At 70.5% G+C, this 26,921-nt stretch carries 27 protein-coding genes; 8 read left to right on the forward strand and 19 right to left on the reverse strand.

Features of this window, described 5'->3' with window-relative positions:
• Positions 1-206: 206 nt before the first annotated feature.
• Together R4I43_RS01010 and R4I43_RS01015 are read right to left on the reverse strand one after the other, a co-directional pair.
• Complete coding sequence (locus R4I43_RS01010; protein ID WP_324263555.1) at positions 207-1,250, reverse strand: DUF3152 domain-containing protein; 1,044 nt, start codon at positions 1,248-1,250, stop codon at positions 207-209.
• Positions 1,251-1,349: 99 nt separating this feature from the next.
• Positions 1,350-2,378, reverse strand: coding sequence for an alpha/beta fold hydrolase (locus R4I43_RS01015; protein ID WP_324263556.1), 1,029 nt, complete (start codon positions 2,376-2,378; stop codon positions 1,350-1,352).
• Between the two features lie 117 nt (positions 2,379-2,495).
• On the opposite strand from R4I43_RS01015, the gene R4I43_RS01020 reads away from it, so the two are divergent.
• On the forward strand, positions 2,496-3,116 hold the full coding sequence (locus tag R4I43_RS01020) for a TetR/AcrR family transcriptional regulator (RefSeq protein ID WP_324263557.1): 621 nt from the start codon (positions 2,496-2,498) through the stop codon (positions 3,114-3,116).
• Between the two features lie 118 nt (positions 3,117-3,234).
• Here the strand turns inward: R4I43_RS01020 and R4I43_RS01025 are convergent, their stop codons facing one another.
• Positions 3,235-4,107: an alpha/beta fold hydrolase gene (locus R4I43_RS01025; protein WP_324263851.1), complete on the reverse strand. Its 873-nt coding sequence runs from the start codon at positions 4,105-4,107 to the stop codon at positions 3,235-3,237.
• A gap of 61 nt (positions 4,108-4,168) precedes the next feature.
• Here R4I43_RS01025 and R4I43_RS01030 point away from each other — a divergent pair, with 61 nt between their 5' ends.
• The gene (locus R4I43_RS01030; RefSeq protein WP_324263558.1) at positions 4,169-4,912 is read left to right on the forward strand and encodes a TetR/AcrR family transcriptional regulator; all 744 of its coding nucleotides are present in this window, start codon (positions 4,169-4,171) and stop codon (positions 4,910-4,912) included.
• Positions 4,913-4,972: 60 nt separating this feature from the next.
• On the opposite strand, the gene R4I43_RS01035 is transcribed toward R4I43_RS01030, so the two are convergent.
• Positions 4,973-5,200: a DUF3107 domain-containing protein gene (locus R4I43_RS01035; RefSeq protein WP_093415023.1), complete on the reverse strand. Its 228-nt coding sequence runs from the start codon at positions 5,198-5,200 to the stop codon at positions 4,973-4,975.
• Between the two features lie 96 nt (positions 5,201-5,296).
• Complete coding sequence (locus R4I43_RS01040) at positions 5,297-5,983, reverse strand: ferritin-like fold-containing protein (RefSeq protein WP_324263559.1); 687 nt, start codon at positions 5,981-5,983, stop codon at positions 5,297-5,299.
• A gap of 497 nt (positions 5,984-6,480) precedes the next feature.
• Between R4I43_RS01040 and R4I43_RS01045 the strand changes: the two genes are divergently transcribed.
• A complete protein-coding gene (locus tag R4I43_RS01045; RefSeq protein WP_324263852.1) occupies positions 6,481-8,049 on the forward strand; it encodes a DEAD/DEAH box helicase in 1,569 nt (522 codons plus the stop codon).
• A 118-nt stretch (positions 8,050-8,167) separates the two neighbouring features.
• Entirely contained in the window at positions 8,168-9,370 is a 1,203-nt protein-coding gene (locus R4I43_RS01050; RefSeq protein WP_324263560.1) for an Rv3212 family protein, read from the forward strand.
• A 54-nt stretch (positions 9,371-9,424) separates the two neighbouring features.
• Here the strand turns inward: R4I43_RS01050 and R4I43_RS01055 are convergent, their stop codons facing one another.
• The 5 genes from R4I43_RS01055 to R4I43_RS01075 all read right to left on the reverse strand — a co-directional run bounded on the left by R4I43_RS01055 (position 9,425) and on the right by R4I43_RS01075 (position 12,510).
• Positions 9,425-9,886 carry a hypothetical protein gene (locus R4I43_RS01055; RefSeq protein WP_324263561.1) on the reverse strand — a complete coding sequence of 154 codons (462 nt, stop codon included), beginning with the start codon at positions 9,884-9,886 and terminating at the stop codon, positions 9,425-9,427.
• A gap of 23 nt (positions 9,887-9,909) precedes the next feature.
• Positions 9,910-10,755 (reverse strand): RecB family exonuclease, encoded by an 846-nt coding sequence (locus R4I43_RS01060; RefSeq protein ID WP_324263562.1) that lies wholly within the window; start codon positions 10,753-10,755, stop codon positions 9,910-9,912.
• 35 nt (positions 10,756-10,790) lie between these two features.
• Entirely contained in the window at positions 10,791-11,663 is an 873-nt protein-coding gene (locus R4I43_RS01065; RefSeq protein WP_324263563.1) for a PHP domain-containing protein, read from the reverse strand.
• A gap of 82 nt (positions 11,664-11,745) precedes the next feature.
• On the reverse strand, positions 11,746-12,318 hold the full coding sequence (locus tag R4I43_RS01070; RefSeq protein WP_324263564.1) for a PH domain-containing protein: 573 nt from the start codon (positions 12,316-12,318) through the stop codon (positions 11,746-11,748).
• A gap of 27 nt (positions 12,319-12,345) precedes the next feature.
• Positions 12,346-12,510 carry a cytochrome c family protein gene (locus R4I43_RS01075; protein ID WP_175547979.1) on the reverse strand — a complete coding sequence of 55 codons (165 nt, stop codon included), beginning with the start codon at positions 12,508-12,510 and terminating at the stop codon, positions 12,346-12,348.
• Positions 12,511-12,656: 146 nt separating this feature from the next.
• On the opposite strand from R4I43_RS01075, the gene R4I43_RS01080 reads away from it, so the two are divergent.
• The 3 genes from R4I43_RS01080 (at position 12,657) to R4I43_RS01090 (ending at position 14,900) form a co-directional block, all read left to right on the forward strand.
• Positions 12,657-13,085: an NUDIX domain-containing protein gene (locus tag R4I43_RS01080; RefSeq protein ID WP_324263565.1), complete on the forward strand. Its 429-nt coding sequence runs from the start codon at positions 12,657-12,659 to the stop codon at positions 13,083-13,085.
• Between the two features lie 505 nt (positions 13,086-13,590).
• Positions 13,591-14,670, forward strand: coding sequence for a magnesium/cobalt transporter CorA (gene corA / locus R4I43_RS01085; RefSeq protein ID WP_324263566.1), 1,080 nt, complete (start codon positions 13,591-13,593; stop codon positions 14,668-14,670).
• A 50-nt stretch (positions 14,671-14,720) separates the two neighbouring features.
• Positions 14,721-14,900 carry a hypothetical protein gene (locus R4I43_RS01090; RefSeq protein WP_324263567.1) on the forward strand — a complete coding sequence of 60 codons (180 nt, stop codon included), beginning with the start codon at positions 14,721-14,723 and terminating at the stop codon, positions 14,898-14,900.
• 235 nt (positions 14,901-15,135) lie between these two features.
• Here R4I43_RS01090 and R4I43_RS01095 read toward each other — a convergent pair whose 3' ends face one another.
• The 9 genes from R4I43_RS01095 to R4I43_RS01135 form a co-directional block, all read right to left on the reverse strand.
• Positions 15,136-16,308 (reverse strand): ABC transporter ATP-binding protein, encoded by a 1,173-nt coding sequence (locus R4I43_RS01095; RefSeq protein ID WP_324263568.1) that lies wholly within the window; start codon positions 16,306-16,308, stop codon positions 15,136-15,138.
• A 4-nt stretch (positions 16,309-16,312) separates the two neighbouring features.
• Positions 16,313-17,158: a carbohydrate ABC transporter permease gene (locus R4I43_RS01100; protein ID WP_324263569.1), complete on the reverse strand. Its 846-nt coding sequence runs from the start codon at positions 17,156-17,158 to the stop codon at positions 16,313-16,315.
• The gene (locus tag R4I43_RS01105) at positions 17,158-18,066 is read right to left on the reverse strand and encodes a carbohydrate ABC transporter permease (protein ID WP_324263570.1); all 909 of its coding nucleotides are present in this window, start codon (positions 18,064-18,066) and stop codon (positions 17,158-17,160) included. Before R4I43_RS01105 ends, R4I43_RS01100 begins: the two co-directional genes overlap by 1 nt.
• A complete protein-coding gene (locus R4I43_RS01110) occupies positions 18,066-19,322 on the reverse strand; it encodes an ABC transporter substrate-binding protein (RefSeq protein ID WP_324263571.1) in 1,257 nt (418 codons plus the stop codon). The genes R4I43_RS01105 and R4I43_RS01110 overlap by 1 nt, the downstream gene beginning before the upstream one ends.
• A 265-nt stretch (positions 19,323-19,587) precedes the next feature.
• Positions 19,588-20,106 carry a general stress protein gene (locus R4I43_RS01115; protein ID WP_324263572.1) on the reverse strand — a complete coding sequence of 173 codons (519 nt, stop codon included), beginning with the start codon at positions 20,104-20,106 and terminating at the stop codon, positions 19,588-19,590.
• A gap of 186 nt (positions 20,107-20,292) precedes the next feature.
• Complete coding sequence (locus R4I43_RS01120; protein WP_324263573.1) at positions 20,293-23,619, reverse strand: patatin-like protein; 3,327 nt, start codon at positions 23,617-23,619, stop codon at positions 20,293-20,295.
• A gap of 41 nt (positions 23,620-23,660) precedes the next feature.
• Positions 23,661-24,614 carry an HpcH/HpaI aldolase/citrate lyase family protein gene (locus R4I43_RS01125; RefSeq protein ID WP_324263574.1) on the reverse strand — a complete coding sequence of 318 codons (954 nt, stop codon included), beginning with the start codon at positions 24,612-24,614 and terminating at the stop codon, positions 23,661-23,663.
• 43 nt (positions 24,615-24,657) lie between these two features.
• The gene (locus R4I43_RS01130; protein ID WP_324263575.1) at positions 24,658-25,050 is read right to left on the reverse strand and encodes an NUDIX hydrolase; all 393 of its coding nucleotides are present in this window, start codon (positions 25,048-25,050) and stop codon (positions 24,658-24,660) included.
• Between the two features lie 4 nt (positions 25,051-25,054).
• A complete protein-coding gene (locus R4I43_RS01135; RefSeq protein ID WP_093415691.1) occupies positions 25,055-25,501 on the reverse strand; it encodes a MarR family winged helix-turn-helix transcriptional regulator in 447 nt (148 codons plus the stop codon).
• 253 nt (positions 25,502-25,754) lie between these two features.
• Here R4I43_RS01135 and R4I43_RS01140 point away from each other — a divergent pair, with 253 nt between their 5' ends.
• Complete coding sequence (locus tag R4I43_RS01140) at positions 25,755-26,894, forward strand: Mrp/NBP35 family ATP-binding protein (protein ID WP_324263576.1); 1,140 nt, start codon at positions 25,755-25,757, stop codon at positions 26,892-26,894.
• Positions 26,895-26,921 lie beyond the last annotated feature (27 nt).

Here is a 26,921-nt window from a genome sequence, read left to right on the forward strand (position 1 = left end):
GCGGCCAGGAGTTGTCGAGGTGTGGATTTGCTCGCGGTGCGGGTGGCGGAACCTGAGCGGCTCCGTGGACTCCGCGCGCCACTCCTGATGTATGTCCAATACACGGCGTCGCGGCGTGCTCGCCACGACGCCGCTCAGAACCCGCGGCGGTGCCAGCTGCCAGGGTGGTGAAGGAGAATGCGGCTGCGCCGCATGCTCGACCAGGGCTAGAAGCCCGGGGCGACCGGGAACGGCCAGGCGTTCGGGCGGCACGCGAAACCGTTCGCGTCGATCGCCGTGCCCTGGTCGGCGACCTGGTTGAGGTCGTGCAGCTCGTTGTTGGCGACGCTGAACGTCTGCTGCATCATCACCGGCGCGAGCGCTCCCTGGCCCGGGCAGCCGACGTGCTTGTTGCCGAAGACGTGGCCGACCTCATGGTTGATCGCGTAGCGGCGGTAGTTGCCGATGTCACCCTCGAACGACACCGCGCCGCGCACCCAGCGGGCCGCGTTGAGGTAGACCATGTCGCCCTTGCGGCACGAGCTGTCGTAGGGCACGCCGTCGGTGTAGTCGCAGGCCTCGCGGGCCGTCTGCTGGCTGACCAGGATCACCCGGAAGTCCGGGCGCGGGCCGCTGGAGTCGACCCGCTGCAGCGAGATGCCGCCGGCCTGCGGGTTCGTCCAGCTGCGCGGGTCCGACAGCGTCGTCTGCACCAGGTTGCCGAAGTCGGCGTTGGGATCGGGCAGCGGCACGCCGACCTCGATCTCCACGCTGTAGCGGTAGAGCTGACCCGCGCCCACGACCGGCGAGGTGCCCGGCAGCACCTGGAAGGTGCGGGCACCGGTCTCCGGGATCGGACCGCCCGGCGGCAGGTCGGCGGAGAACATGTTGACCGGGAAGGTCTGGCTCGGCGGCGCCTCGCGCACGATCGGCTCGCCCGGTCCCTGCTCGGCGATCGGCGGCGGGCCCGTCAGCGCAGCGTTGACGTCCCCCGGCCGGACCGTCTGCAGCACGGCGAGCGCGGTGATGACCACCAGCAGCGGCAGCGCGTACACGCGCCAGCCGTAGCGCCCCAGCACGCTCTTGCGGTGCTTGGCGCGGTAGTGGCCGTCCGGCCGCTCCGGCTTCCAGGACGCGGCCAGCGGCTCGTCCCGGGGCGGCTCGCCGCGCCTGCGCGGCCGGTCCGACAGACCACGGGACTCGCGCGCGGAGCGGTCCGCCGGGTGGCGGTCGTCCACGGAGTCACGGGAGGGCTGCGGCGGGCGCGTCACCCCAACAGCGTGCCACAGCCCGACCAGCCCACTCCGCCACACCAGCCACCAAGGGTGAACAGGCCGGAAAAGATCACTCTTGTTGCGTAAGCGGCGGTTTCACCAGGTTTCGGAGAGTGCCAGGCCCAGCACGGCGCGTGCCACGATCACAGGCCGTTCCATCTGGGCCACGTGGCCCGTCCTCGGGAGCACGAGCAGGCGGCCTCGCGGGAGCAGCGTTGCCGTGCGTGGTGCCTTGCGGACCGATACCACCCGATCGTTGTCACCCCAGATGACCAGGGCGGGCGTGTCGACCTTCGGCAGCAACCGCCACAGCGAGCGGCCCGGCGCGACCAGCCACGACCGCATCAGCTCCACGGTCGTCCGGGCCAGCGCGGCCGCCGCCCAAGGCAGGTCGGCTCGCTCGGCGAACTCCTCGGCGGCCTCGTCGAGGCGGTGCGGCGGGATCCGGCCCGGCTCGGCGAAGCACACCCGGATCAGCTGCTCAGCGCGTTCCCGCGGGGTGACCTCGGCCAGCTTGCGGCGGGTCGGCGGGCCGACGACCGGCAGCAGCGCCAGGGCCAGCCTCGGATCGGAGATCCGGCTCGGGCTCGGCCGCAGGTCGGGCATCGCCGGGGAGATCAGCGTCAGGGTGTTGACCAGGTCCGGGCGGCGCGCGGCGACCTCGATGGCCACGGCGGCGCCGAAGGAGTTGCCCGTCAGGTGCACCGCCCCGGCACCCAGCTCGGTGAGCAGCCGGATGATCAGGTCGGCGTTCTCCTGGCGCGTGTAGCCGAAGCCCGCCGGCGGCTGCGAGCGGCCGAAGCCCGGCAGGTCCACCGCCACGCTGCGCAGGTGACCGGCCAGCTGGGCCGACAGGTCCGTCCAGTTCGTCGAGGAACCGGCGAGTCCGTGCAGGTGAACGGCGGTGTCCGCGCCCGGGGGCCCGTCGGTCTCGCGCACGTGCAACCGCGCCGCGGCCGCGCCGTCGGCGGCGGGCAGGTCGATCCGGCGGCCCTCGGGCGGGCGCAGGTGCGGATCCGGTTCCGGCAGGCCATCGACCAGCGGCACCCTGGTCAGGGCGGCGCGGTCGAGCCGGTTGCGCCTGGTGGGGCGCTGCGGGTTCACGTCCGTCGCGCGCGTCGTCATCGCTACAGGATGCCGTCCGAACCGGGCGGATTGCGGTAGGCGCCTTTACTGGCGAGTAGAGTCGGGGAAGTTTGGGGGCTGCATGGCCACCGATCGCGGCGGAAGGAAGAGGCAAGGATGACCGGGACCGCGCAGCCGAGTAAGGGAATCCGGTTGCCCCGCGACGCGCGCCGGGCGCAGCTGCTGGAAGCGGCCCAGCACGTGTTCGTGCACAACGGCTACCACGCGGCGGCGATGGACGACATCGCCGAGCGCGCGGGCGTCAGCAAACCGGTCCTCTACCAGCACTTCCCCGGCAAGCTGGAGCTGTACCTGGCGCTGCTGGAGACCCACGGCAACGAGCTCGTCCGGCGCGTCCGCACGGCGATAGAGTCGACCGCCGACAACAAGCTGCGGGTGCGCGCCGCGATCGGCGCCTTCTACGAGTTCGTCGCCAGCGAGGACCAGGCGTTCCGGCTCGTGTTCGAGTCCGACCTGCGCGGTGAGCCCGCGGTGGAGGAGGCCGTCGAGAACTCGCTGTCGGGCTGCATCGACGCGATCACCGAAGCCGTGACCGCCGACGCCGGCCTCGACGCCGCCCGGGCCCGCCTCCTGGCGGTCGGCCTCGTCGGGCTCGCCCAGGTCACCGCCCGCGACTGGCTCGACGAGCAGCAGAAGATCCCCCGCGACGAGGCCGTCAGCCTCATCGCCACCCTCGCCTGGAAGGGCCTCGCGGGCTTCCCGCTGCAGAACCCCTGACCCAGCGCAGCACTCGAATTTCGCGCGAAGTTCGACCCCCGAGGTTCGGACTCGAACTTCGCGCGAAATTGGAATGGCCCCTGCCCGGGTGACGTCTTGACTCCCGGCGGGTGGTGTTTCAGAGGAGGGTCGCGAGGCGGGCCGTGAGCTCCTCGGTGCGCTCCAGGGGCAGCATGTGGCCCGCGCCCGGGTAGAGGTAGAGCTGGGCGTTCGGGAGGGCGCCGGCGATCTTCTCGGCGTGGTCCCGCGGGGTGAGGCGGTCCGCCAGTCCCGCGAAGATCAGGGTCGGCACGTCGTCGAGCCTGGCCAGGGCTTCGCGCCGCTCGTGCGCGGCGAGCGAGTCGCGGTAGCCGGCCATGTTGACCGGGTGGCAGTTGGCCAGCCACGAGGCCGTGGCGGCGACGTCGTCGGGCTTGGACCCCTTGCCGAACAGCAGCCAGCGGACCCCCGGCCGCAGCCAGGCCGAAGCGCCGCTGACCCGCTGCGCCTTCGACCCCGCGAGGTGCCGGCGCAGCAGGCGCTCCCCTGCGTTGAACACGTCCGCGCCGGGCTTGGGCAGGCCGAAGGTGGGCGCGGCCAGGTTCCCCGACGAGGTCGCCACGAGCGCCACGCCGCGGATCCGGTCGAAGATCTGCGGGCGCTGCTCGGCCAGCGCCATGATCGTCATGCCGCCCATCGAGTGCCCGGCCAGCACGATCGGCCCCTCCGGCACGCGGTCGGCGAGGAGTTCGGCGAGGTCGTCGGCGCAGCGGCGGATGGTGGCCTCGCCCGGCTCGGCCGGTCGGCTGCCGCCGTGGCCGCGCAGGTCGAAGCGCAGCGTCCGCACGTTGTGCCCGGCGGCCGCGGGCAGTCCGGCGGCGACGCGGTCCCAGGTGTGCTTGCTCAGCGTCCAGCCGTGCACGAACACCGCGGTGACCGGCGCGTCGGCCGGGCCTTCGTCGATCAGCTGAAGCTGGGCGCCATCGCTGGTGGTGAACTCGGCGGCAGTCACGGTCTGCAAATTCCACTCCCGAGATTGCGTGTTACCGGCAGTAACAGTAATCTTGGGTAGCGTGAGCTCCAACGCCCGGCATGTCAAGATCGTCCGCGACGACGAGCGCAAAGGCGACGCCCGCAAGGAACGGTGGCGGGAACACCGGCTGGCCAGGCGAGCCGAACTCGTCCAGGCCGCGGTCCGCGCCATCGGCGAGCACGGCGCCGACGTCGGCATGGACGATATCGCCGCCGAGGCCGGCGTCAGCAAGCCCGTCCTCTACCGGCACTTCAGCGACAAGAGCGACCTCTACGTCGCCGTCGGCGAGTGGGGCACCGACCTGCTGATGCAGCGGCTCAAACCGCTGTTCCGGGTCAACGGGTCCACCAACGAGCTCATCCGCAGGCTGCTGGACGCCTACCTCGGCCTGATCGAGGAGTACCCCGACCTCTACCGGTTCGTCGTGCAGCGCAACTTCACCGACCGGCCGGTGGTCAGCGACCCGGTGTCCAACGAGAAGACCGTCATCGCCAACTCGCTGGCCAGGCTGCTCGGCCGCTACATGCGCGCGCTGGGCATGGACTCCGGCGGCGTCGAGGTCTGGAGCCACGGCCTGGTCGGACTCGTGCAGGCCAGCGGTGACTGGTGGCTGGACCGGCAGACGATGAGCCGCGACGACCTCACCACCTACCTGGCGCAGGTCATCTGGTCGGCCATCGACGGTGTGCTGCGCTCGGCCGGGCTCGTGCTCGACCCGGACGAGAACCTCGACCTGCTCGCCGAGGCCGACCTGGAGGCCGTCCCCGACGACGAGCTGGGCTGAACGCGACGAGGGGCACCCCGGCGAAACCCGGGATGCCCCTCGACCAGCTCGAATCGGGTGTCAGCCGACCCCGAAGCCCACGCGCGGCACGTCCGCCGGTCCGATCTCGATGTAAGCGATCTTGGTCGACGGGATGATGATGCGTCGCCCCTTGCTGTCGTCCAGCGCCAGCACGCTCGCGTCGTTCTTCAGCGCGTCGGAGACCAGCGACTCGATCTCCTGCGGGGACTGTCCGCTGTCAACCGTCAGCTCGCGCGGACTGTCCACGACGCCGATCTTGACCTCCACGCCGAACCTCCGTAGGGCACTAGAAACGATGTGACGGGCCAAGGCTATCCCAGCCCCACCTCAGGGCACCGGATCTGCCCATTCGCCCAGAGCGAATCAGCCGAGCCCCAGCGCGCCCATGCGCTTGGTGTGGTTGCTCTGCAGGCGGCGGAACATCGCGCCGATACCGGTGAGGTCTCCGGAGCCGGTGATGATCAGCTCGGCCAGCGCGTCGCGCTCGGCCACCACGTACTGGGCCTGGGTGATCGCCTCGCCCAGCAGCCGCCGCCCCCACAGGGTCAGCTTGTCGCGCAGCGAGCGGTCCTCGGCGCAGGCGGCCTGGACCTCGCGCTCGGCGAACGCGGAGTGCCCGGTGTCGGCCAGCACCGTGAGCACCAGCTCGCGCGTGTCGGCGTCGAGCCACTCGGCGACCTCGCGGTAGAAGTCCGCGGCCAGACCGTCACCCACGTAGGCCTTGACCAGCGATTCCAGCCACGAGTGCGGTGCGGTCGAGGAGTTGAACGCGTCGAAGGGCTGGGCGAAGGGCCGCATGGCCTCGTCGACCGCGACCCCGCGGTCGGCCAGCGCCTGCTCCAGCATCCGGTAGTGGCCGATCTCGGCGGCGGCCATGCTCGACAGCGCTGCGCGGCCGGTCAGCGTGGGCGCGGTGCGCGCGTCCTCGGCGAGCCGGTCGAAGGCGGACAGTTCGCCGTAGGCCAGCGCCGCGAGCAGGTCCACGACACCTTCTTGGTAACGTTCGTCACTTTCACCCGGCATGGTGGCCCGCTGGTCAGCCTCGTTCATGGCTGCGAGCGTAACCGTCGGCACGCCCGAGTTATACGCGCCACGTCAGTTCGCGGCCAGAACAGTTATCCTGGAACTCGGAGGAGCAATCGGCGTCCAGACGACGCGGTGGAACACCGTGGGGTCGGCTCCCCGAAACGTCACGATCCGGGCGACGGGCGCCCGAGCGGGACGGCCCCGGACATGTCAGCGCGACGCGGCTCGAGCGAACGGCTCGACGGCCTTGGCGCGCACGCGATGCCGATGAGACAACGAACCAGCCAGCGGGGTACTCGCCGCTGTAGCGAAACGAAGGCGCGCACCATTACGTCGGTGACCACGAGCACTCCGAGCAGCCGCGAGAGCGCGGCCGCCGTGTGCCGGGAGGACGTCGCCACGGGATCGGCCCGAACCGGGACGCATGCGCGCAGGCACCGAGAGAGGCGATCATTCTGACGTTCACCAACAGCCAGGCCCCCGGCGGCCTCGAAGATCAGACCGGGGGCGGCGCCCCCGACATCGACAGCACAACGGCGACCGAGGAGCGACTGCTCCCGACGTTCGCCGAGCTCGACGTCCACCCGGACATCGTCAAGGCCCTCAACGAGGGCGGCATCGAGCGGACCTTCGCCATCCAGGAGCTGACGCTCCCGCTGGCCATGCGCGGCGAGGACCTCATCGGTCAGGCCCGCACCGGCACCGGCAAGACCCTGGGCTTCGGCGTTCCGCTGCTGCACCGCGTGGGCGGCGCCGGCGACGGCACCCCGCAGGCCCTGATCGTGGTCCCGACCCGCGAGCTGTGCCTGCAGGTCACCCGCGACCTCACCGACGCCGGCAAGCACCTGGGCGTGCGCACCCTGGCCGTCTACGGCGGTCGCCCCTACGAGGAGCAGATCTCCGCGCTGCGCAACGGCGTCGACGTGGTCATCGGCACCCCGGGCCGCCTGCTGGACCTGGCCGAGCAGCGCCACCTGGTGCTGGGCAAGGTCTCCGCGCTGGTGCTCGACGAGGCCGACGAGATGCTCGACCTGGGCTTCCTGCCCGACATCGAGCGCATCCTGCGGATGGTTCCCGAGCAGCGCCAGACCATGCTGTTCTCGGCCACCATGCCCGGCCCGATCCTGACCCTGGCCCGCACCTTCATGACCCAGCCGACGCACATCCGCGCCGAGCAGGCCGACGAGGGCGCGGTGCACGAGCGCACCCGGCAGTTCATCTACCGGGCGCACTCGATGGACAAGTCCGAGCTGATCGCCAAGGCCTTGCAGGCCGACGGCCGCGGCCTGGCGATGATCTTCAGCCGCACCAAGCGGCAGGCGCAGAAGCTGGCCGACGAGCTCACCGAGCGCGGCTTCGCCGCCGGTGCCGTGCACGGCGACCTGGGCCAGGGCGCCCGGGAGAAGGCGCTGCGCGCGTTCCGCTCCGGCAAGGTCGACATCCTCGTCGCCACCGACGTCGCGGCGCGCGGCATCGACGTGGCCGGCGTGACGCACGTGATCAACCTGCAGTGCCCCGACGACGAGAAGACCTACGTGCACCGCATCGGCCGCACCGGCCGCGCGGGACGCGAGGGCGTGGCGATCACGCTCGTCGACTGGGACGAGGAACCGCGCTGGAAGCTGATCAGCGACACCCTCGGCCTGGGCAAGCCGGAGCCGGTGGAGACCTACTCCACCTCCGCGCACCTGTTCACCGACCTGGACATCCCGACCGACGTCACCGGGCGACTGCCGCTGGCCAAGCGCACCCGCGCCGGGCTGGACGCCGAGCCGGAGGGCGAGTCGGGCGAGGCCAAGCGCCCGCGCCGCAACCGCCGCCGCACCCGCGGTGGCAAGTCCGAGGGCGGTGGCGAGGCCACCAACGGCGCCCGCCAGGACTCCGACGCCGAGACCCGTCCGACGCGGCGCCGCAACCGCCGCCGCACCCGCGGTGGCGACGAGGTCGGCGCCGAGGTCGGCGCGCAGCAGTCGGAGGCCCCGGCGACCGCCGAGTCCGGTCCGGCCGACGCGGGTGAGCGTCCGCGCCGCCGTCGCCGTCGCCGCCGCGGCGGTTCCGAGGGCGCCTCGGAGTCGGCCGACAACGCCTGATCTGCGAAAATCTGGAAATCTCGACCTCCTCAGGGGGTCGAGATTTCTTCGTGTTGGGCCCTTTCCGAGCCCGGGTAAGCTCGCGGCCGGGTGTCTTCGACGACTTGGGGAGTTGGTTTTGGTCCGGCCTGAGCGGCGCACTCGGGGTGACATCGCCGCGGTCGTGGTGATCGTGGTGGCCGCGCTCATCGGCGCCGGCGTGCTGTGGCTCAACAGCGACGCGCGGGCGACCGTCTCGGAGACCGCGGCCGAGCCGCTGCCGAAACCGCCGGTGCCGACGGCCGTTCCGGCCACCCTGCACGAGGCATGGCGGGCGCCGAGCACCGCCACCCCGGTCCCGGTGATCGCGCCGCCCGCGGTCGTCACCGGGACGGGCAACGAGGTCCTCGGCCACGACCCGCTGACCGGCCGGGTCGCCTGGCGCTACGCGCGCGACATCCCGCTGTGCACGATCGGCACCGAGTGGGACCGGGCCGTCGCGGTCTTCCGCAAGTCGCAGAACTGCAGCGAGGTCACCTCGCTGCGCGGGCCGACCGGTGAGCGCGGGCCGCAGCGCAACACCGACGCCGAGTTCGGCACCCGGCTGCTCGGCGACGGCACCTACCTGACCGCGACCGGCACCCGCTCCTTCGAGTCGTGGCGCTCGGACCTGGTGCGCACCCAGCAGTTCGGCATCCCGCCGCAGCTGAAGAACCCGAAGAACAACCTGGAACGCCCGGACTGCACGTACTCCTCGATCGCGGTCGGGCACGATCGCGCGGGCGTCGTCGAGAACTGCCCCGGCGAGACCGGCCGGATCACCGCGATCAAGACCCACCCGGAGGACGACGAGAAGCCCGAGGAGATCTTCAGCGTCTCCCTCGGCAGCCGGGACGCCTCGGTGGTGGCGGTGACCGAGGAGCGGGTCGCGGTGGTCATGCGCGACAGCTCGCAGCTGCTGCTGTTCGACAACGGCGGCGGCGTGGTCGCCACCTACCCGGTTCGCGTCGGCCCGCTCGCGGGCGACGACAACGTGCGGGTGGAGGCCACCGCGATCGGCCGCCGCGTCTACTGGCACACCGGCACCGACACGGTCGCGCTGGACCCGAAGAACCTCACCCCGCTGTGGATCAGCCCGGACACGCTCGGCGCCGGAACCTCGCTTGCGAACCGGCTGGTGCTCCCGGTGCAGGGCGGCATGGCCGTCCTCGACCCGATGACCGGCGTCCGCGAGCGCATCATCCCGGTCGACCGCGGCGGCTACACCGGTCCGGTGCGGCTCAACTCCGTCGGACCGGTCGTCCTGGAACAGCGCGGCGACACCCTGGTCGCGCTGCGCTGACGCGAAAGAGGGCCTCCCGCGCGGGAGGCCCTCCGAGATCGCCGCTGGGAGCCGTCACCACCACCAGTACCAGAGCGAGCCGAGCACCACGACCAGCACTCCGGCCACCGCGAGACCACCGTTGCGGTTCCGGTTGCGGTCGGCGTAGGTCTGCAGCGCGAGGGCCACCAGGCCCGCGATGACCTGCGAGAGCACCGAGCCGATGCCCGGCCCCTGCTGTCCTTGGCCGGTCGCCCAGAACTGGACGCCGATCAGCACCAGCGCCAGCATCAGCGATCCCGTCGCGAGCGCGCCGGTGAAGCTGCGCAGCGTGGTTCCGGCGGCGCTCACCCGGCGGGACTGGGCGAGTTCGTGACGGGCGTGGGGACGCCGGGTGCGCCGGGCTTCCGGCGCCGTGTGACGCGGGCGGGGCGGTGGTGGTGGCGGTGGAGGTGGCATGCGACGGGCGGCGTCGCCGGGCGGCATGTGCCGCGTGCGGGGCGGCGGGGTTCGTCGTTGCGGGGCAGGTGCGTGCATCGGCCCGTCCTCCGGTCGAAAGCTCATCCGTCCCCCAGCAGCGCCCAGGGTCGCAGATCGGGTGCGGCCTGCTGTCCCTCGGTGCAGTGTGCCCGGAAATCGCACCAGGAGCAGTGCGGTCCGGTCCTGACCGGAAACGCGGTCTCCGCAACGGTGTTCGTCGTCGTCGATTCCAACGAGTCGGTCGCGTCCTGGATCTCACCGGCCAGCCGTTCGGCGCGTTCCCGGAGTCCGTCGAGGGATTCGGCGGTGTGATCCCAGGCCGAGACGGTACCGGTGGGCAGGTGGTGCAGCTCCACCCGGTTGCACGGCCGGCGCAGGGTTTTGCGCACCGCTAGCGCGTACAGGCCCAGGGCCAGCGAGTTCTTGGCGTCGTCGACCCGCAGCCCGTGCCTGCCAGTCTTGTAGTCGACCACCACGAGCTCGCCGTCGCGCTCGTCGACGCGGTCCACCCGACCCTCGGCGATGATCTCGCCGACCGGCGCGGACACCCAGCGCTCGACGGCCACCGGCGTGAAATCGGCCGGGAGTCCGGACACGTAGTCGTGCACCCAGCGCTGCGCGCGGCGGCGGTGCTCGGCGACCTGCTCGGAGTCGGCGAAGCCGTCGGACTTCCAGTTCCGGTGCACCAGCACCTCGGCGCGCTGCGGGGTCCGCTCGTCGGGACGCAGCTCGAAGTAGGCCTTGAGCGCGTTGTGCACGACCGCACCGAGGGTGGCGTTCGCCCAGGGCCCACCGCGTTTCGGAGCGGGTCTGTCCAGGTACGCCATCCGGTACCGGCGCGGGCACCCCGCCCACGTCGACAGGCGGGCGGGCGTGACCCGCACGAGTTCCCTCGGGATGCCTTCCAGGCCGAGCTGCTGCTGCACGGTGACAACACTACGCAGATCGGCCGACGCGCAGGTCAGCTGATGACCTTGCTCCCGGTGCAACGCGCGATGATCCGCTCCAGCGAATCGACGGCCGTGGTCTCCTGGCCGATCCGGATCGTCTTGTTGGTGCCGTGGTAGTCGCTGCTGCCGGTCGGGATCAGGTCCAGCTCGGCGGCCAGCTCGCGCAGCTTCGCCCTGGTCGGCTCGTCGTGGTCGGGGTGGTCGATCTCGACCCCGGCCAGCCCGTGATCGGCCAGCTCGGCCACGACCTCGGCGTTGACCACCGGCCCCCGCTTGTAGGCGAAGGGGTGCGCCAGCACGGTCGCGCCGCCGGCCTCGGCGATCATCTCGATGGCCCGGTGCACGGGGGTGTCGGTGCGCGGCAGGTAGTAGCTGCCGCCGCTGCTGAGGTACTTGGCGAAGGCCTCGTCGACGCTGGCGACCGTGCCCGCCGCGACCAGCGCGCGAGCCAGGTGCGGGCGTCCGCCCGGCGAATCCGGCGGCAGGCCCGCCATGATCAACTCGGGATCGATCGGGAAGCCGTCCTCGGCCATCTGCCGGGCCATCTGGTGCAGCCGCTCGCGCCGTTCGGCGCGCAGCCGCGACTGCTCGCGCACCAGGGCGGGCGAATCGGGGTTGAACAGGTAGGCCAGCAGGTGGACGGTGACCTTGCGACCGTTGCCGTCGGGGCTCGAGCAGGACAGCTCCGCACCCGGGATCAGCCGGAACGTCCCGGGGCGGCCGAGTTCGCGCACCGCGCGCTCGGCCTCCGCCCAGCCGGCGGTCGTGTCGTGGTCGGTGATCGCGATCGCGTCCAGCCCGGCGGCGACCGCGGTCGCCACCAGCTCGGCCGGCGTGTCGGTCCCGTCGGACTCGGTGGAATGCGTGTGCAGGTCGATGAGCACACCTCAGTGTGACCCATGACCGGCCGCCAGGAGCTCGGACACCGGTGATCCCGACCACTCCGGGATCACCGGTGCACGAGCGCTACAGCTTCGCTGCTTTCCGCTTGCCCACCGCTGCGCGGCGAGCCTTGAGCATGGAGAAGCGGTCCTGCTGCTGGCCCTTCTTGTCGCCGAAGACCAGGCCCGAGATCGCGTCCTCGACCTCGGTCGGGTTCGGGACGTACTCGATCCGGTTCAGGGCCTGGATCTGACCCGCCGACTCGACGATCAGCGTGCCGTAACCCAGCATGCGCCCCATCAGCGAGCGGTGGAAGGTCAGGTCGGTGACCTTGGTGACCGGCATCATCGCCACGTTGGTGGTGAAGATCCCGGTCGTGATCAGGAACCGCTTGTCGGTCACCACGATGCGCTCCACGTACCAGTCGAGGACCTGGTAGGTGAAGCGGATCAGCACGACCAGCCCGGCGTACCAGAGGATGTTCTGGAACAACCAGGAACTGCCCGCGGGCAGCAGGTACGACACCAGGACGAGACCGACGAGCAGGCCCGCCGCCTCGAACAGGTCCCACACCAGGGCTACCCAGTGACGCCGAACCCGGATCACCCGGCGCTCGGAGTCCAGCAGGTACTCGTCGGGATCCCTAGGAGCGAACAAGGCACCCGCCTCCCCGCGATTCTCGCTTTATGCCTGGAAGAGGTTCTGCATGAAGGTGATTACGGCTTCTGCAGCACCACGAAGACTGGCCAGGATGCCGTTCACGACATTGCTGGCTTGGTCCGGCGCGGAAAACAAGAAGAACAGGAGGAAAGCAACCACTGCCCAGGTGAGGATTTTCTTCATGTTCACTGTGACGCACCCCGTCCGAAAAAGCCCTTGAGTAGCACAGGCGCCTGCTGATCCGTTGTACCGCACTCCGCCCCTTTACGGCAGCTTTGTACCGCACTTGGGTCAGTCGTTTCCGGGCAGGCCCGGACCAACTACCCTCCGTGTCGATGATCGTATCTGAGAATCCCGTGATCCGCTGCGTCGGAGCTCTCATTTTTGATCCTCGGGGCCGGTTGTGCCTGGTCAAACGGGCCAACGAGCCAGGTAGGGGCAAGTGGTCGATCCCCGGGGGCCGAGTGGAGCACGGAGAAACCGATCATTCGGCGGTACGGCGCGAGGTCTTCGAGGAAACCGGCCTGGTCGTCACTGTCGGTGATCTTGTGGGCCGGGTCGAGCGCCCCGCGCCCCGCGGGACCTTCGAGATCCTCGACTACTCCTGCCGGAGCAATGAATGGGAACTTTCCCCTGGTGACGACGCCGCCGACGCAATGTGGGCGGACGGTGCGACATTCGCCACACTCGATCGAAATGGAGCGCTGACGGCCGGATTGCCCGAAGCCCTCCGCTCCTGGGATTGTTTACCCCGCAACGAGTGAGCGGAAATGCCGGCGGGTTACCCGTTGCCGACGGCGCCGGTGACGATCGGTGGATCGATCCCCGCGCGGAGCCCATTCCGGGTGCCCGAATTAGTCGTCTGGTCCGCTTTCGCGTTCAGTCGCGGCTGCCACCTGTGACGTGAGTTCGACGCGGTTGCCACCTTCCCACCCGGACGGAGTATCGTGGCCCGTTGGCTGAGGCAACGCCCACCCCATGCGGTGGATGACCTTCGGGAGGTGAGGGATCGTGAGCAGTAGTACCGACAGCGCGCTTCCGTGCAGTACCAACCGCATCCCCGCCGGGAAGGCCCGCCGCTAGATCAGCGAGACGGTTCTTCGGCCCGTCAGGCCAGGCCGGGATGCGCACCCGCAAGCGAGAGTTGATCTCCGCCCAGGGGAACACCGCCACGGTGCACCGCCCGGACCGCCGTCCGGACGACCGCCGACCGGATCACCGGTCTCGCGCCGCGCACGTTCCCGGGCCCCGGAAACCCTGGAGGCCGTCGTGCCGAACCTGCCTTCGCTCGGCCTGCGCAACCGCAACGGTCGCGCCGCCCAGCCCGTCGCCCGCAAGCCCGCGCCGGTGTCCGCCTACGTGGTGGACTGCGCCGTCTACGTCGACGGCCACCGGCTGGAGGGCACCTGGAACCACGCCGACGCGATCGAGGAGGTCCGCCGGCGCGGCACCGGTTTCGTCTGGATCGGGCTGCACGAGCCGACCGAGGAGCAGATCAACGGCATCGCCGAGACCTTCGGGCTGCACGAGCTCGCGGTCGAGGACGCCGTCCACGCGCACCAGCGGCCCAAGCTGGAGCGGTACGACAACACGCTGTTCATGGTGCTCAAGACGGTCCGCTACGCCGACACCGAAACCCGCACGGCGACCAGCGAGATCGTCGACACCGGTGAGCTGATGGTCTTCCTCGGCCGGGACTTCGTGATCACCGTCCGGCACGGCAAGCACGCCGAGCTGGGCGACCTGCGCTGCCGGCTGGAGGACGACCCGGAGCAGCTGGCGCTGGGGCCGTCGGCGGTGCTGCACGGGGTGGCCGACACCGTGGTGGACAACTACCTCGACGTCACCGAGGCGATCCAGGACGACATCGACGAGATCGAGGCCGAGGTCTTCGAACCCCGGACCAAGATCGACGCCGAGCAGATCTACCTGATGAAGCGCGAGGTGATGGAGCTGCGGCGGGCGGTGCAGCCGCTGGCCAAGCCGATGCAGCGGCTGGCCGAGGGCTACACGCCGATGATCGCCGAGGACGTCCGCTCCTACTTCCGCAACGTCGAGGACCACCTCGCGCGGGTGTCGGAGATGGTGGGATCCTTCGACGAGCTGCTGACCACCCTGGTGGACGCCACGCTCGCCAAGATCACGCTCCAGCAGAACACCGACATGCGCAAGATCTCGGCCTGGGTCGCGATCATCTCCACGCCGACGATGATCGCCGGGATCTACGGCATGAACTTCGACTTCATGCCCGAAACCGGCTGGCGGTTCGGCTATCCGATGGTGATGGTCGTGATGCTGGTGGCCTGCATCGTGCTGTTCAAGATCTTCCGGAAGAACAAGTGGCTGTAACGATTCCGGCGCCAGCAGCGATGTCAATCATGAACGTGAGGAGGTCCGACATGCACGCGCAGAACAACGCGCCGACCCAGCAGCGGCTCCTCTCCGGCACCACGGCGAGACGAAGTCCCGTGTCCCGCCGGGAGATCGCCGAGAAGCTGTTCCGGCACTCCGCTTGGGTGCAGCGAAAACCCGGCGCGATGTGGGACGTGGTCCCCGCGCCGAGCGCCGCCGCGCGCTGACGGCACATGCCCGGGTAGACCGCGGGCCCACATCGTGAAAACGGATCTGCAGCAACCAGAATCTCGTTTCACGTTGGGAGGCACCGCCATGACTCGCCTGCTCTCCAGCAAGCTCGCCTTTCTCGTCGCCCTGCTCGCGGGCTGGATCGCGACGGAATTCGTGCTCATCGCGAACCAGCTTTGAGCGCTGAGCAACGGGCCCCCGCCTCGTCAGGCAGGGGCCCGTTTTCACGCCCTACTTGACCGTCTCCCCCGTCTTCGGGTTGAAGAGGTGGATCTTGTCGGTGTCGAACCAGACCGAGAGCTGCTCGTTCTCCCTGGCCTGGGATTCCACCGACAGCCGGGTGACCACCTGGCCGTCGTCGGTGGGCACCTCGGAGCTGCCGCTGTCGGCGGCGAGCTCGTCGAGCTCCGCGCTGCTGGCCTTGCCGCCCTGCAGCGTGAAGTAGACGTACTTGTCCGAGCCCATCTCCTCCACCACGTCCACCTCGCCGGTGAACGTCGCTCCGCCGGCCTTGACCGCGTCGTCGACCAGGGCGGCGTCCTCGAAGTGCTCCGGGCGGATGCCCAGCACCAGCTCGCGCGGCGCACCGGAGGACTCCACGGCCTTGCGCAGCCGCTCCGGCAGCGGCACGTCGCCCAGCGCGCTGCGCAGCTTCCCGCCCTCGACCTCCACCGGCACGAAGTTCATCGCCGGGGAACCGATGAACCCGGCCACGAACAGGTTCGCCGGGTTCTCGTAGAGGTGCTGCGGCGGCCCCACCTGCTGCACCACGCCGCCGCGCAGCACCACGACCCGGTCGCCGAGGGTCATCGCCTCGGTCTGGTCGTGGGTGACGTAGACGGTGGTGGTGCCCAGCTGCTTCTGCAGCTTCGACACCGAGGTGCGCATCTGCACCCGCAGCTTGGCGTCCAAGTTGGACAGCGGTTCGTCCATCAGGAAGGCCTTCGGGCTGCGCACGATCGCCCGGCCCATCGCCACCCGCTGCCGCTGGCCACCGGAGAGGTTGGCGGGCCTGCGGTTCAGGTGGTTGGTCAGGTCGAGGATCTTCGCCGCCTCGGTGACCTTGTCCTCCACCGTCGCGTTGTCCACTTTGGCCAGTCGCAGCGGGAACGCCATGTTCTCGAACACCGTCATGTGCGGGTAGAGCGCGTAGGACTGGAACACCATCGCGATGTCCCGGTCCTTGGGCGCGCGCTCGTTGACCCGCTCTCCACCGATGCGCAGCTCGCCGCCGCTGATGTCCTCCAGCCCGGCGATCATGTTGAGCGTGGTGGACTTCCCGCAGCCCGAGGGACCGACCAGGATCACGAACTCGCCGTCGGCGATCTCCAGGTTCACCTCGTTGACCGCCAGCGCCCCGTCCGGGTAGCGCTTGGTCACCTTGTCCAGCACGATGTCGGTCACTTGCTTACCCCTTCACTGCGCCGGAGGTCAGTCCGGACACGATGCGTCGCTGGAAGAACAGCACGAACAGGATGATCGGAACGGTGATCACCACGGCGGCGGCGGAGATCGTCCCCGTCGGGTCCTCGAACTGCGAGTCCCCGGTGAAGAACTGCAGCGCCACCGGAACCGTCCGCGAGTTCGCCGTCGAGGTGAGCGAGATGGCGAACAGGAAGTCGTTCCAGCAGAAGATGAAGACCAGGATCGCGGTGGTGAACACGCCCGGTGCGGCCAGCGGGGCGATCACCCGGCGGAACGCCTGCGCGGGTGTCGCGCCGTCCATCTTGGCCGCCTTCTCCAGCTCCCAGGGGATCTCCCGGAAGAACGCCGACAGCGTGTAGATCGCCAGCGGCAGCGAGAAGGTGATGTAGGGCAGGATCAGTCCCGGCCAGGTGTCGAAGAGCCCGATCTTCCGCTCGATGTCGAACAGCGGCGAGACCAGCGAGACCTGCGGGAACATCGCGATCAGCAGGGACGCCCCGACCAGCGCGCGCTTGCCGGGGAAGTCGAGCCGGGCGATGGCGTAGGCGGCCATCGTGCCCAGCACGACGGCGATCGCCGTGGCGATCAGCGCGATGCCGATGGAGTTCAGCAGCGCGCGGGTGAACTCGGTGGTGGAGAAGATCGCCGCGTAGTTCTCCAACGTCCACTCGCGCGGGATGAGGTTCCCGTCGGAGAGGGTGTCGGAGGTCTTGAACGACAGCGACAGGATCCACAGCACCGGGAGCAGCGCGTAGGCCACCACGATGACGTTGAGCGCGGCCCACTTGGCTTTGCGCGCGGGCGTCGGTGTCCCGCCGAGGCCGGCCATCAGCCCCTCCCCTTCTCTTCGCTACCCGGGGCGGCGGTGCCGAAGAGCTTCACGAAGATCCACGCGATGAGCGCGACCGCGATGAAGATCAGCACCGACATCGTCGAGCCGATGCCCAGGTTCAGGCCCTTGATCAGGTTGTTGTAGGCGAGCACCGACACCGACGAGGTGTCCTGCGCTCCCCCGGTGAGCACCACGATGTGGTCGAAGACGCGGAACGCGTCGAGGGTGCGGAACAGCAGCGCGACCAGGATCGCCGGCTTCATCACCGGCAGCATGACCTTGACGAACCGCTGCCAGGCGCCCGCTCCGTCCATCGCCGCCGCCTTGAGCAGGTCGTCGGGCACCAGCGCGAGCCCGGACATCAGCAGCAGCGCCATGAACGGGGTGGTCTTCCAGATCTCGGCGACGATGACGATCGCCAGCGCGCTGCCGTACTCGGTCAGCGGCGCCCCGCTGGGGGCGATGGCGTTGGCCAGGTAGCCGGTGTCGGGCGTCCAGGCGTAGCGCCAGCTGAACGCGGCGACGACCGTGACGATGCCGTACGGGATGAGGCTGACCGTGCGCACCAGGCCCTTGCCGACCAGCGCCCGGTGCATGATCAGCGCCAGCGCCATGCCCAGCGCGAACTCGACCAGCACCGACACGGCGGTGACCAGCACGGTCACCCAGAACGCGCTCCACCAGTAGGTGTTGGTGAGCACGGTGATGTAGTTGTCGAACCAGATGAACTCGCGCTGGTCCGGGTACTTCAGGTCGAAGCGCTGGAAGGACAGCCAGAACGCGTAGAGGATCGGCCAGCCGGTGACGGCGATCATCACCAGCGCCGCTGGGGCCGCCAGCAGCACCCCCAGCCGGCGTTCGGCCTTCTTGCCGTCGCTGACCGGGTCCTTGACGGTGGTCGCCATCAGGGCATCACTCCCTTGGACTCCAGGGCGTTCTGCACCTCGCGGCGCATCCGCTCGGCCGTGGCCTGCGGATCGATCTCGGCGATCGGGCTCAGCATGTTGGACAGCACCGTCGAGACGTTCTGCGCGGCAGGGGTCACCGGCCGCATCCCCGGGTCCTTGAGGGCCTGCAGGATCGTCTCGTGCATCGGGTACTCGGCCTGCAGCTCGGGGTCGCCGTAGAGCGACTCGATGGTGGGCGGCACGCCGTCGTTGATGGCGGAGAACTCCTGGCTCTCCTTGTCGCGCAAGCACTTCGCGGCTTCGAAGGACAGCTCCGGCTTGGTGGAGTAGCTGCTCACCGCGTAGTTCGCGCCGCCGATGGTGGACTTGCTGGGAACGCCCGCGTCCAGGCCCGGCACGCGCGCCCAGCCGACCTTCTTCGCCAGCTCGGGCTTCTCCTCCTGCATCGAGGCGTAGACGAACGGCCAGTTGAGCTCGAACGCCGACTGGCCGGTCTCGAACTCCTGCCGGGCGTCGTCCTCCTCGGCGTTGTTCATGCCGGGGCTGGTGACGCCGGCGTTGCCGAGGTCGCGCAGCGCCTCCAGGCCGCGGACCGCGCCCTGATCGACGACGGCGGTCTTGCCGTCCTCGCCGAGCACGTGCCCGCCGGCCGACTCCAGCAGCGTGTTGTAGTGCACGTACAGGCCCTCGAACTGCGCACCGGTGAGGGTGATCCAGTGCGGTTTGCCCTCCTGCTCGAGGCGCTGGGCGGTCGAGATCATCTCGTGCCAGGTCTCGGGCGGTTCGGGGACGAGGTCCTTGCGGTACCAGAGGAGCTGGACGTTGGTGTTCTTCGGCGCCGCGTAGAGCTTGCCCTGCCAGGTCGCGGTTTCCAGCGGTCCGGGCAGCGTGTCCTGCTCGACCTCCGCCTCGTCCGCGCCGGTCCACTCGCGCACCCACTTGGCCTCGGCGAACTCACCGGTCCAGGTGACGTCGAGGTAGAGCAGGTCCATGCCGGGGTCCCCGGCGGCGAGGCGGCGCACCATCTGCTCGCGCTGGCCGTCGGCGTCCCGGGGCAGCTTGTGGTAGACGATGTTGTACTTGCCGGCGGCTTTGGCGTTGCAGCGATCGACGTTGTGCTGCAGGTTCTCCTCGGGTGCGCTGTAGAGGTTGATCGTGTTGGCACTTGCGGCTTGGCCGCACGCGGTCAACGCCGATGCGCAGACCAGGGACGCGCCCAGCAGTGCCGCCGTACGAGTGCGGCGAACTTTCACTCTCGATCCTTCCGGTGCACTGGTCGCGGACGCGACCGAACTCCCGGGGATTCGCCAACGCTCCGTCGCACCACGACCACCGGCTGTCAGCCGGTGGCAGGAAAGCTAGGCCCCGGTGATCACCGTGTGCAAGGAGTCTTGAGCCTTGTTGCCAACCCGTGAAGAAAGGGGAAACAACAGGTGCAGCCGCTCCCCCATTAGCCCTGGCTCACTTAGCCGTTTCGGCGGCTGGATCAGGGGTTTCACTACTCGGCGGTAGGGGTGTTCACGGGTTCGACGGGCGCATCGCCAGCTTCGCGAGGAGGTCTCGGCCTTGCTCGGCGTGCTTGGGCTGGGTGAGGACGTCGTAACGCCCTGCGACCAGCTGGCTGGCCGAGGAGAAGTCGCGGCGGCCTCGCGTCGAGGCGTATCCGACGGCGGCGAAGACCAGGCCGAACACGATGCCCGCGCCGAGACCGGCGAGCACCGGGGCGACCCAGCTGCCCTGCGGGGTGAACATGCCCATGATCAGGCCGACGAACAGGCCGAACCAGGCGCCCGACGCGGCGCCGCCGCCCAGCACGCGCCCCCACGTCAACCTGCCGGTCACGCGTTCGACCAGCATCAGGTCGACGCCGACGATGGTGACCTCCTGCACCGGGAAGTCGCTGTCGGCCAGGTGGTCGACGGCGCGCTGCGCTTCCTCGTACGTGCCGTAGGAACCGATCGGCCACCCGGTCGGCGGGGTGGGCAGGTTGGGTGTGCCCGGCGCCGGCCGGCTGGAGCCGGTAAAGGGGTTGGACACCGCTGACACCTCCGTTGAGCTTCTCGCCGGGGACAGTGCTGCCAGGCGAGGGCCGCGGCAGCCCGATTCCGGCGCAATGTCCGCTACCCCCAGGCTACCCCGCAGTACCAGTGGAGATCATGAACCACTCCCCAACGATGCGCAGCCGCAATCGGGGATGAGGGTCCCGCGCCGAGCGCCGAGGCATCACGCGTCCGGATGACGGTTCCACTCCCCGCGGGCGCCGCCGCGGGTGGGTCGGGGGCGTGGGTGCAGAACGTCCGCGGTGCTCTGGTGGAGGGTGTGGACGTAGGCCAGGGCCAGGGCCGTCAGCACCAGCCAGGCGCCGACCTCCAGCCGCCCCGTGATGCAGAACAAGGCGGTGGCAGCGGTGGCCAGCGGCGTCAGGACGGTCGCGACGACCCTCGCTCGCGGGCGGTAGGCGACCGCGGCCGGCCAGGTCAGAGCGGTCGCGACCAGCGCTGCGCCGAGCGGGCCGAAGCGCAGTCCGGTACCGGCGAGCGCGAACGCGGCGGCCAGCAGGACCGCGGCGAAGGCCAGCGCCGGGAACCAACGCGCGAGCCCGGTTCCGAACCGGTCGGCGATCCGTCGACCGAACCAGATCGCGAAGCCGACCACCGCCAGCGCGGCGAACGGGCTCCACGCGCCCAGGCGGGCACCGGAGAACTCGGCCACCGTCAACCAGTTGACCTCCGAAGGGGCGACCGAGACGGCGCACATCGCTCGCGGTGGGCAGTCACCCGGCAGCAGCCCCGCGGGCGCGTTCGCCGGGATCGACGGCGTGCCCGCACCGGTCAGCGCCAGCGCCGCGGCGGCGAGGAACCCCAGCAACGCCGCCCGCCTGGGCGCGACCGCGACGAACGCGACCAGCATCAACACCGGCTTGATCAGCGTCATCGCCGCGCCGCCGAGCCACCGCAGGACGCCACCTCCCCGCGGCCGGGCAGCCCGGTGACCGAGCAGCCCGAAGCGGGTCGCCATCGACAGCAGGCGGGCTTCGCCGAGGTCGGGGACCCGCTGGCGGCCGACGTCGAAGCGCTCCACGGAACGGGCCAGCTCGTCGGGCACCGGCACCACGGGATCGGCTGCTCCCGACGGATCCGCGCCGAGCGGAACCGATTCGACGAACGGGACTTCCGCAGCCGCGATCGTCCACTGGAGACGTTCGGTGAGCAGCTCGCGGGTCGCGGTCAGCGGGTGCCGGTCGTCGGGAGCGTCGAACAGCGCGTCGAGCTCGGCGCGGACTTCCCCCGCGTGCCGGGCCCACACCTCGGCGAGGAAGCCGCGCCACCGCTCGGCCTGGGACTCCTCCAGCACTCCGAGCTCGGCCTCGGTCGGGCGGCTGACGATGGCCTGCAGCGCCTCACCCAGCTGCTCCGGACCTCCGCGCCTCGCCAGGCGTTCCGGGTCGGCGAGCATGCCCACCAGCGTGGCGGCGGCGTCCATCCGGCCCCACATCCAGTCGTTGGCGCGCCACTTCGCCGACAGGAACGCGCCGAAGCTGCCCAGGTCCATCCCCCGGATCTTGTCCTCGATGCGCAGCGCGCCGTCGCGGCGCAGCGCGGTGAACGGCAGCGGGGTGCGCTCGTCGCTGACCACGCGCAGCAGGTCGATGCGGGTGTTGGGGACCCGGCCGACGTCCAGCGGCGCGGTCAGCACCACGAGCTGGCGCAGCACCTCGGGGCGGCGGTCGGTGGTCTCCAGCAGCGCGTGACCGACCTGTTCCGCCGCAACGGCTTCCGGCCGCGACGGTGCCGATTCCGCCAAGCGGTCGGCGATGTCGTGCAACACCTCGCGGGCGCGGGCGACCGCGTCGATCCCGTCGGAGTCGGGCGCGGCGTCCGCGCCGGAGGATTCCACGATGGACTGCAGCTCGGCGGCGAACTCGGCCAGCGCCTGCTGGAAGCCGTCGCCGTCGGAGACGGCCCGCAGCACCGCGCCCAGCAGCGGCTCGATCGGCGACGGCAACCGGTGCTGCAGGCGCTCGCGGCGGCGCTGCACCCGGCGGATCCAGTCGTCGAGCTCGGCGGTCTCCACGATCGGTTCCAGCCGGGCACCGTTGATCCAGTACCGGTCGGCGTGCCCGGCCAGCACCGTCGCGAAGGTCCGCAGCCGGTACAGCTGCGCCTTGCACGTGCCGACCTGCGCGGCTCGTTCGACGTCCCAAGCCCAGCCCAGGCATTCGGCCACGGCCGCGATCAACCCGCGGGCGTCGTCGAAGATCTCCGGCCCGGTCCGCTGAGCTGCGGCCGAGAGCCGCTCGGGCAGTTGGTCGCGGGTCGTGGCCGACCACTCGGCGAGCGGATCGCCGATCACCGGCGGCAGCAGCGTGCCGTCCTCGCAGCCCGCGGGGTCGGTCAGCAGCGCGTGCACCGCCTGCGCGTCCCACTCCGCGCGCACCACCGCGTTGTCGGCCGCCACGGACTCGCTGAGTTCGGCCAGCCGTTCCGGGTTCTCGCGCAGCGGGGCGAACAGGGCCCTGCGGCGCAGCGCGTTGCGCCCCACGGTCCGGTTGTGCTCGGCGAGCTCGTCGAGGTCCGACAGCAGGGATTCCTGGGTGAACCGGCCGCGCAGGGCCGCCGCGGCCACCGGCACCGCACGCGCCGACGTCCGACGCTGGCCGCGCGAGACGACCGGATCGGGGTTGAGGTAGAGCAGGAACCGCCTGGTCGGGCGGTCCGCGGGGGCTTCGGCGATCGCCTCGATCGCGGCGGTGACCGGGATGTTGTCCAGCACCCCGCCGTCGATCACCCGGAACGGCGTTGCGCCCGTGGTGGTTTCGGAGAACAGGCCCAGCATGTTCGGCTCACCGGGCGGTGGTTCGCCGGGACCGGAGTGGACCTTCGCCGGCTCGAAGGCGAACGGGAACGACGAGGAGGTGCGCGCGGCGTGCGCGAGGCGCAGCGCGGTGCCGTCGACCTCGCCGAAGTCCGACAGCGGATCCCCCGCCCGCCCCTCGTGGTGGAAGGTCAGCCGCGCGTCCCGCCGCTCCAGCGGCATCGGGCCCACGCGGTGGTCGTGGTGCGGTTCCACCAGCGGATCCAGCAGGGTCGCGGTGAGCAGCAGGTCCGCCCGCCGGCCGGGTTGTTCGGCCTCGGGCGGGCAGTTCTCGCGGATGAGGCGGGCGAATTCGGCGCGGAAGTAGTCGTCGCCCTCCAGCAGCGACTCGGGCCCGCGCTGCCAGAACCTCGGCACCGGGCGGGACATCGCCTCCAGGTCGGCCAGCTGCACCCACATCCGGCGCATCCGGTCGAACGGCAGGCCGTGGACCAGCGTCGCCGACATCAGCGCCGCGTTGAGTCCGCCCGCCGACGCCCCGGCCAGCACGTCCACGCTCGCCGACCGGTACCCGGCGAGCCGGGCGAGCGCCGCCCACGGGTGCTCGGATTCGCCGTCCTCGACCACGGATTCGCGGAGCCTGTTGATCTCGGCGACCGCCCCGCCGATCCACACCGCCATGCTCGCGCCGCCGCGCATGGCCAGCGCCAGACGCAGTTCGTCACCGTCGTCCACGATCACGAACGTACCGCGATGATGCCGGGCCGTGGGCCGGTTCAGCTTTCCGGCGGAGTCCAGAGGTCGGTTCGGGACATGCCCGCCGCACGGCCCTTCCCGGAGATGACGAGCGCCATCTTGCGGGAGGCCTCGTCGATCATCTCATCGCCGAGCATCGCCGCACCGCGCTTGCCGCCGGCCGCGGAGGTGTGCCACTCGTAGGCGTCGAGGATGTTCTCGGCGTGGTCGTAGTCCTCCTGGCGCGGCGAGAACAGCTCGTTGACCGCGTCGACCTGCGCCGGGTGCAGCACCCACTTGCCGTCGAAACCGAGCGCGGCGGAACGACCGCCGACCGCGCGCAACCCGTCGACGTCCTTGATCTGCAAGTACGGCCCGTCGATGGCCTGCACCTCGGCCGCCCGCGCCGCGGTGAGGATGCGGAACAGCGCGTAGTGGTAGGCGTCGCCCACGTCGTAGCCGGGCGGCTGGTGGCCGACCACCAGCGAACGCATGTTGACCGAGGCCATGAAGTCGGCGGGCCCGTAGATCAGCGCCTCCACCCGGGGCGCGGCGGCGATCGCGTCGATCTCGACCAGCCCGCGGGCGTCCTCGATCTGCGGCTCGATGCCGATCCGGCCGGGTTCCAGGCCCATCGCGCGCTCGATCTGGGTCAGCGTCAGGTCCAGCCAGCGCACGTGATCGGGCGTGGAGACCTTCGGCAGGATGATCGTGTCGAGCTCGGCCCCGGCGCCTTCGACGACCGTCACCACGTCGCGGTAGGTCCACTCGGTGTCCAGCGCGTTGACCCGCACCGACCGGACCTTGCCGTCCCAGCCGCCCTCGTTGAGGGCGCCGACGATCCGGTCCCGCGCTTCGGCCTTGGCCAGCGGCGCGACCGCGTCCTCCAGGTCGAGGAAGAACTGGTCGACGGCCAGCCCGCGGGCCTTGTCGATCATCTTCGCGCTCGACCCGGGCACCGCCAGGCAACTGCGCCGGGCACGACGACCGTCCACGTTGACCTCCACCTCCACGACCGGGAAACCAGCTAGGTGTCTATCACGCCGGATCGAGGTCGGCGTAGAGGTCGAGGATGGCCGGAGCTGTGACCCGGTGCTTCGCGTACTCGGTGCGGGTGAACCAGCCGAGCTCGGCGATCTCCGCCGAGGCGATCGGCTCACCGTCGAGAACGCCCGTGTAGCAGGCGAGATCGACCTGCACGCCTTCGCCGCGCCCGACCGCGTCGGTGCGGTAGCGGGCGAGGAACTCGGGTTCGCGCAGCACGACCCCGAGCTCCTCGGCGACCTCGCGGTGCAGCGCTTCGGCCTCGGTCTCGCCGGGTTCGATGCTGCCGCCGGGCAGGTAGAAGGCCTCTTGGTCCTCCGAGCGGACCAGCAGCAACCGCCGGTCCACGAACCGCACCAGGCCCACGGCCTTGATCAGGGAGTTCACCCGCTCATGCTTGCGCACGCTGACCGGGAGGCGAGGGCACACCCCCGTCCGCCAGGCGTTCGCAGGCGCGCACCAGGGTCTCCAGCTCGCCGTCGGCGGCGTTGAGGAAGTAACGCGCCACACCGTGCCGGTGGGTCGCCGCCGCCATCCGCAGCCGACCCTCACCACGCTCGGTGATCACGGCCTGCACGCCGCGCCCGTCGGAGTCGACGCGCACGCGGCGCACCAGTCCGAGCCGTTCGAGGCGGTCCACCAGCCGGGTCACCCCGGAGCGGGACAGGAGCACGACATCGGCGAGTTCGGTCATCCGGAGCCGTTGCTCCGGTGCTTCGGCCAGCGCTTCCAGCACGTCGTAGGCGGCCAGGGTGAGCCTTTGCTCGGCGATCAGATCGCCTTCCAGGCAGCGCGTGACCCGGGCGTGCGCGCGGAGGAAACTGCGGTACGCCAACAATTCACTTCGAGTGGGTAATCGGTCCAGAGCCGTCTCGGCCACGTGACGGATATTACTGTCCGCACGCCCTTGACTCCGCAGCGCCCCCGGGCAACCACACCGGGTGATGACCCTACCGGCGGCGATGCTGTTGCCCCCACCGGGCTACTCGTCCGTAACATGGGAATTGCCGAATCCGGGTGTGAGACCCTTTTCAGGTTCGGCGGGACACGTCCCGTCCCCACCACGTTCACCAACGCTTGTCGAGGTAACCGTGACCAGTACGCAGTCCGCACCGACCGAGGAAGCCGTCCGCCAGGCGCTCACCAAGGTCGAGGACCCGGAGATCCGCAAGCCGATCACCGACCTGGGCATGGTCAAGAGCGTGTCCGTCGGCGACGGCGGGGCGGTGACGGTCGAGGTCTACCTGACGGTCCAGGGCTGCCCCATGCGCGAGACGATCACGCAGCGGGTCAGCGACGCCGTCTCGGCCGTCGACGGCGTCTCCTCGGTGCAGGTCGAGCTCGACGTGATGAGCGACGAGCAGCGCACCGAGCTGCGCCGCAGCCTGCGCGGCGACGCCGAGGAACCGCGCATCCCCTTCGCCGAGCCCGGCTCGATGACCCGCGTGTACTGCGTGGCCTCGGGCAAGGGCGGCGTCGGCAAGTCCAGCGTGACGGTCAACCTGGCCGCCGCGATGGCCGCTCGCGGCCTGTCCGTCGGCGTCGTCGACGCCGACATCTACGGCCACTCCGTGCCGCGCATGCTCGGCGCCGGCGGCAAGCCCACCCAGGTCGAGAAGATGATCATGCCGCCGCAGTCGCACGGTGTGAAGGTCATCTCGATCGGCATGTTCACCCCGGGCAACACCCCGGTGGTCTGGCGCGGGCCGATGCTGCACCGCGCGCTGCAGCAGTTCCTCGCCGACGTCTTCTGGGGCGACCTGGACGTGCTGCTGCTCGACCTGCCGCCGGGCACCGGCGACGTCGCGCTGTCGACCGCGCAGCTGATCCCCAACGCCGAGATCCTGGTGGTCACCACCCCGCAGCAGGCCGCCGCCGAGGTGGCCGAGCGCGCGGGCGCGATCGCCATGCAGACCCGCCAGCGGCTGGCCGGCGTCGTGGAGAACATGTCCTGGATGGAGATGCCCGACGGCCAGCGCATGGAGGTCTTCGGCTCCGGCGGCGGCCAGATCGTGGCCGACTCGCTGAGCCGCTCGCTGGGCACCGAGGTGCCGCTGCTGGGCCAGATCCCGCTGGACCCGAAGCTGCGCGAGTGCGGCGACGCGGGCGAGCCGCTGGTGCTGCAGGAGCCGGACTCCGCGGCCGGTGCGGCCCTCAACGACATCGCCAAGCGCCTCGGCACCCGCGCCCGGGGCCTCGCGGGCAAGCTCCTGTCGGTCTCGCCCGCCTGATCCACTGCCGGACCGGAGCTGGGACTC

Source organism: Saccharopolyspora mangrovi, assembly GCF_035320975.1.
Taxonomy (GTDB): Bacteria; Actinomycetota; Actinomycetes; order Mycobacteriales; family Pseudonocardiaceae; genus Saccharopolyspora; species Saccharopolyspora mangrovi.

What these genes read in the sequence shown, in the direction of transcription:
- R4I43_RS01015 (WP_324263556.1), bottom strand. Translation starts at nt 2,378, where the DNA reads ATGACGACGCGCGCGACGGACGTGAACCCGCAGCGCCCCACCAGGCGC.
- R4I43_RS01020 (WP_324263557.1), top strand. Translation starts at nt 2,496, where the DNA reads ATGACCGGGACCGCGCAGCCGAGTAAGGGAATCCGGTTGCCCCGCGAC.
- R4I43_RS01040 (WP_324263559.1), bottom strand. Translation starts at nt 5,983, where the DNA reads ATGAACGAGGCTGACCAGCGGGCCACCATGCCGGGTGAAAGTGACGAA.
- R4I43_RS01055 (WP_324263561.1), bottom strand. Translation starts at nt 9,886, where the DNA reads ATGCACGCACCTGCCCCGCAACGACGAACCCCGCCGCCCCGCACGCGG.
- R4I43_RS01080 (WP_324263565.1), top strand. Translation starts at nt 12,657, where the DNA reads ATGATCGTATCTGAGAATCCCGTGATCCGCTGCGTCGGAGCTCTCATT.
- R4I43_RS01090 (WP_324263567.1), top strand. Translation starts at nt 14,721, where the DNA reads ATGCACGCGCAGAACAACGCGCCGACCCAGCAGCGGCTCCTCTCCGGC.
- R4I43_RS01100 (WP_324263569.1), bottom strand. Translation starts at nt 17,158, where the DNA reads ATGGCCGGCCTCGGCGGGACACCGACGCCCGCGCGCAAAGCCAAGTGG.
- R4I43_RS01105 (WP_324263570.1), bottom strand. Translation starts at nt 18,066, where the DNA reads ATGGCGACCACCGTCAAGGACCCGGTCAGCGACGGCAAGAAGGCCGAA.